Below are 3,368 nucleotides of genomic sequence, written 5' to 3'. Positions count from 1 at the left end.
ATGTACGGCGGTGTCCTACTCTCCCACACCCTGTCGAGTGCAGTACCATCGGCGCTGGAGGGCTTAGCTTCCGGGTTCGGAATGGGACCGGGCGTTTCCCCTCCGCTATGGCCGCCGTAACTCTATGAAACTGTCACACAAAACATGTGTGTTGTTTCAGATACCGCACAGTGGACGCGTAGCTTCTTTGTGGTAAGTCCTCGGCCTATTAGTACCAGTCACCTACATCAGTTACCTGACTTCCAGTTCTGGCCTATCAACCCGGTAGTCTGCCGGGGGCCTTACCCCCTCAAAGGGGGTGAGAAACCTCATCTTGGAACAGGCTTCCCGCTTAGATGCTTTCAGCGGTTATCCCTTCCGAACGTAGCTAACCAGCAGTGCCCTTGGCAGGACAACTGGCACACCAGAGGTTCGTCCGTCCCGGTCCTCTCGTACTAGGGACAGCCTTCCTCAAGTTTCTAACGCGCGCGGCGGATAGAGACCGAACTGTCTCACGACGTTCTAAACCCAGCTCGCGTGCCGCTTTAATGGGCGAACAGCCCAACCCTTGGGACCTACTCCAGCCCCAGGATGCGACGAGCCGACATCGAGGTGCCAAACCATCCCGTCGATATGGACTCTTGGGGAAGATCAGCCTGTTATCCCCGGGGTACCTTTTATCCGTTGAGCGACACCGCTTCCACATGCCGGTGCCGGATCACTAGTCCCGACTTTCGTCCCTGCTCGACCTGTCAGTCTCACAGTCAAGCTCCCTTGTGCACTTGCACTCAACACCTGATTGCCAACCAGGCTGAGGGAACCTTTGGGCGCCTCCGTTACATTTTGGGAGGCAACCGCCCCAGTTAAACTACCCACCAGGCACTGTCCCTGAACCAGATCATGGTCCGAGGTTAGATGTCCAATACGATCAGAGTGGTATTTCAACAACGACTCCACAAACACTGGCGTGCCCGCTTCACAGTCTCCCACCTATCCTACACAAACCGAACCGAACACCAATACCAAGCTATAGTGAAGGTCCCGGGGTCTTTTCGTCCTGCCGCGCGTAACGAGCATCTTTACTCGTAATGCAATTTCGCCGAGTCTATGGTTGAGACAGCTGAGAAGTCGTTACGCCATTCGTGCAGGTCGGAACTTACCCGACAAGGAATTTCGCTACCTTAGGATGGTTATAGTTACCACCGCCGTTTACTGGGGCTTAAATTCTCAGCTTCGCCATTACTGGCTAACCGGTCCTCTTAACCTTCCAGCACCGGGCAGGCGTCAGTCCGTATACATCGTCTTACGACTTCGCACGGACCTGTGTTTTTAGTAAACAGTCGCTTCTCACTGGTCTCTGCGACCCCCACCAGCTCAGAACGCAAGGTTCGTCACCAGCAGAGGTCCCCCTTCTCCCGAAGTTACGGGGGCATTTTGCCGAGTTCCTTAACCATAGTTATCTCGATCGCCTTAGTATTCTCTACCTGACCACCTGTGTCGGTTTGGGGTACGGGCCGTGTGAAAACTCGCTAGAGGCTTTTCTCGGCAGCATAGGATCACTGAATTCGCCTCACTCGGCTACGCATCACGTCTCAGGCTATATGAATGGCGGATTTGCCTACCACTCGCCCTACACGCTTACACCAGTACTACCACTCACTGGCCCAGCTACCTTCCTGCGTCACCCCATCGCTTGGCTACTACCAGCTCAGGTCCCGTGCATCCACACACCCACCATCCCGAAGGATAAGCAAGCGGCTTCAGGACGGTTAGTATCACTGATTCACCATTGACGCGTTCACACGGGTACGGGAATATCAACCCGTTGTCCATCGGCTACGCCTGTCGGCCTCGTCTTAGGTCCCGACTCACCCTGGGCGGATTAACCTGGCCCAGGAACCCTTGGTCATTCGGCGGACAAGTTTCTCACTTGTCTTTCGCTACTCATGCCTGCATTCTCACTCGTGCAGCCTCCACAACTAGTTCACACCGCTGCTTCCATGGCTGCACGACGCTCCCCTACCCATCCACACACCTGGCCCCTCCCCCGTAGGAGAAAGGCGGGCTTATGTGAATGCCGCGGCTTCGGTGGTGTACTTGAGCCCCGCTACATTGTCGGCGCAGGATCACTTGACCAGTGAGCTATTACGCACTCTTTCAAGGGTGGCTGCTTCTAAGCCAACCTCCTGGTTGTCTTCGCGACCCCACATCCTTTTCCACTTAGTACACGCTTAGGGACCTTAGCCGGCGATCTGGGCTGTTTCCCTCTCGACTACGAAGCTTATCCCCCGCAGTCTCACTGCCGCGCTCTCACTCACCGGCATTCGGAGTTTGGCTGATTTCGGTAAGCTTGTGGGCCCCCTAGACCATCCAGTAGCTCTACCTCCGGCGAGAAACACGCGACGCTGCACCTAAATGCATTTCGGGGAGAACCAGCTATCACGGAGTTTGATTGGCCTTTCACCCCTACCCACAGCTCATCCCCTCAGTTTTCAACCTAAGTGGGTTCGGGCCTCCACGACGTCTTACCGTCGCTTCACCCTGGCCATGGGTAGATCACTCCGCTTCGGGTCTAGAACATGCCACTAAAACGCCCTATTCGGACTCGCTTTCGCTACGACTACCCCACACGGGTTAACCTCGCGACATGCCGCTAACTCGCAGGCTCATTCTTCAAAAGGCACGCCATCACCCGCAGTGACAAGTCACTCACAGGCTCTGACGGATTGTAAGCGCACGGTTTCAGGTACTATTTCACTCCCCTCCCGGGGTACTTTTCACCTTTCCCTCACGGTACTAGTCCGCTATCGGTCACCAGGGAGTATTCAGGCTTATCGGGTGGTCCCGACAGATTCACAGCAGATTTCACGGGCCCGCTGCTACTTGGGTGTTCACTACGACAGTCACCATGTTTTCGTCTACGGGACTCTCACCCTCTACGACAGGCCGTTCCAGACCACTTCGACTAACACAATGATTTCTTACTGTCGGCCGATCCGGCAGAATCGACAAAATGAATCCCACAACCCCGCGCACACAACCCCTGCCGGGTATCACATGTACACGGTTTGGCCTCCTCCGCTTTCGCTCGCCACTACTCACGGAATCACGGTTGTTTTCTCTTCCTGTGGGTACTGAGATGTTTCACTTCCCCACGTTCCCTCCACACACCCTATATATTCAGGTGCGGGTAACACGACATCACTCGTGCTGGGTTTCCCCATTCGGACACCCTCGGATCTCAGCTCGGTTGACAGCTCCCCGAGGCTTATCGCAGCCTCCTACGTCCTTCATCGGCTCCTGGTGCCAAGGCATCCACCGTACGCTCTTCATTACTTACAACAAAGATGCTCGCGTCCACTGTGCAGTTCTCAAACAACACACAAACC

General features: G+C 55.3%; 2 rRNA genes. Both read right to left on the bottom strand.

Annotated features, from left to right (window positions below):
• Positions 1-2: 2 nt before the first annotated feature.
• A 5S ribosomal RNA gene (rrf, locus tag ACWF62_RS20280) occupies positions 3-119 on the bottom strand.
• A gap of 69 nt (positions 120-188) precedes the next feature.
• A 23S ribosomal RNA gene (locus ACWF62_RS20275) occupies positions 189-3,321 on the bottom strand.
• Between the last annotated feature and the right edge of the window lie 47 nt (positions 3,322-3,368).

The organism is Rhodococcus sp. NPDC054953, from assembly GCF_053609225.1.
This window is presented reverse-complemented; position numbering and strand designations above follow the sequence as displayed.